The following is a 1,947-nucleotide window of genomic DNA, read 5'->3' on the forward strand; positions in this document are numbered from 1 at the left end:
CCGGCGGCTGGGGTCCGGCCCGCTACTACCGCTTCCCGGGCGCGCCCGGCACCATCGGGGTGATCTCGCCGCTCTCGCACCACTTCTGCGGGGAGTGCAACCGACTGCGCCTGACCGCCGACGGGCGCCTGCGTCCGTGCCTCTTCTCGGATGAGGAGCTCGACGTGCGCGGAGTGCTGCGTTCCGGCACCGAGGACGACGTCTGCGCGGTCATCCGCGAGGCGCTCTCCCGCAAGCCCGAGGGTCACGAGATGCGCATGGGCACGACCCGGCGCATGTCCCAGATCGGAGGATGAGGCTTCCCATGGCGCGCATCGACGACGACCCTTCGCACCTCACCCATGTCGACGCCGCAGGCGCGGCGCGCATGGTCGACGTCGCCGGCAAGCCGGTGACGCACCGGCGCGCGGTCGCGGGCGCGTTCGTGCGCATGCGCCCAGAGACGCTCGCCATGATCGCCGAGGGCCGCGCCCCCAAGGGCGACGTGTTCGCGGCTGCCCGCATCGCGGGCATCATGGCGGCCAAGCGCACGAGCGACCTCATCCCGCTGTGCCACCCGCTGCCTCTGACGCACGCGAGCGTCGGACTCTCCGCCGAGGCCGACGGCATCCGGATCGTCGCGACGGCCGAGACCGACGGGAAGACCGGCGTCGAGATGGAGGCGCTGGCCGCCGCGTCGGCGGCGGCGCTCACTCTGTATGATATGTGCAAGGCGGTGGACCGTGGCATGGTCGTCACCGACCTCATGCTGCTGTCCAAGGAGGGTGGCGCTTCCGGCGCCTGGACCCGCGGGGAGGACTCGTGAGCGATTCGGCCGCCGCACCGCTCGCGTCCGGGCGCGTGGTCTCCGTGAACCTCTCGGCGAGGAAGACCGTTCGCAAGACGCCCGGCACGCGCGGCACGCTCGTGCTCGATCGCGGCTTCGAGGGCGACGCCCACGCCGGCGACTGGCACCGCCAGGTATCGCTGCTCGCTCAGGAGTCCATCGACAAGATGGTCGCCGCCGGCCTTTCGGTCGGCGCCGGCGACTTCGCCGAGAACGTCACCACCGTCGGCCTCGACCTGACCGCTCTGCCCGTCGGCAGTTTGCTCGAGGTCGGCGATGACGTGGTTCTCGAGATCAGCCAGATCGGCAAGGTGTGTCACACGAAGTGCGCCATCTACTACCAGGCCGGCGACTGCGTGATGCCCCGGGAGGGCGTCTTCGCCGTCGTACGCGCGGCCGGTGACGTGGCAGTAGGCGACGAGGTGCGCGTCGTCGCGCTCGGCGACGGTACGTGCGACCGCACGCCTCCCGCGGCTGTGCGGGAGCTCGAGGAGGAGAAGGCCAAGGAGGCGGCGCTCATCGAGCGCGCCGAGAAGGCCGGCTTCGGGACGGGGGAGTGACGTGGCCGAACTGAGGATCGGGGTCCTGACCGCGTCCGACTCGCGCGCGGGCGGCGAGGCGGACGACACGTCCGGCAGGGCGCTCATTGCGCTGGCGGAGGCGCAGGGGTGGAGCGTCGTCGGGTACCACCTGTGCAAGGACGACCAGGAGTCCATCGAGGCGTCGCTCATCGAACTGTGCGACGTGGACGAGGCGGACGTCGTGCTCACGACCGGCGGCACCGGCCTCGGCCCGCGAGACGTCACGCCAGAGGCGACGATCGACGTGTGCGACCGCGAGGTCCCGGGCATCGCCGAGGCCATCCGCTCCGAGTCGCTCAAGGTCACCGGCCGCGCGATGCTCTCGCGCGCCGTCGCCGCTGTCAGGGGGACGACGCTCGTCATCAACCTCCCGGGCAGCGAGAAGGCGGTCCGCGAGACGTTCGCGGTCATCGCCCCGCAGCTCGAGCACGCGGTCGGCATGATGGCGGGCGAGGGGCATCCCGCGGCGCCCTCGGGGACCGATGCCTGAGGCGCTCCCCGACCTCGCCGCGATCGGCGAGCGGACGGTCTACCTGGATC

Annotated in this window: 4 protein-coding genes; all 4 read left to right on the plus strand. The window is 71.8% G+C overall.

The window, feature by feature from the left end; all coding sequences use genetic code 11:
• A partial coding sequence (locus FDZ70_09890) for a GTP 3',8-cyclase MoaA (GenBank protein ID TLM68808.1) occupies positions 1–296 on the plus strand: 296 nt, incomplete at its 5' end.
• Between the two features lie 8 nt (positions 297–304).
• On the plus strand, positions 305–805 hold the full coding sequence (gene moaC / locus FDZ70_09895; GenBank protein TLM68809.1) for a cyclic pyranopterin monophosphate synthase MoaC: 501 nt from the start codon (positions 305–307) through the stop codon (positions 803–805).
• Positions 802–1,386: a sulfurase gene (locus FDZ70_09900; protein TLM68810.1), complete on the plus strand. Its 585-nt coding sequence runs from the start codon at positions 802–804 to the stop codon at positions 1,384–1,386. Before moaC ends, FDZ70_09900 begins: the two co-directional genes overlap by 4 nt.
• A 1-nt stretch (position 1,387) precedes the next feature.
• Positions 1,388–1,897 (plus strand): MogA/MoaB family molybdenum cofactor biosynthesis protein, encoded by a 510-nt coding sequence (locus tag FDZ70_09905; GenBank protein ID TLM68811.1) that lies wholly within the window; start codon positions 1,388–1,390, stop codon positions 1,895–1,897.
• Positions 1,898–1,947: the final 50 nt, after the last annotated feature.

The organism is Actinomycetota bacterium (assembly GCA_005774595.1).
Lineage (GTDB): Bacteria > Actinomycetota > Coriobacteriia > Anaerosomatales > D1FN1-002 > D1FN1-002.

Bases quoted from the DNA above. Each gene is read 5' to 3' on its own strand.
- moaC (TLM68809.1), top strand. From the start codon at position 305: ATGGCGCGCATCGACGACGACCCTTCGCACCTCACCCATGTCGACGCC.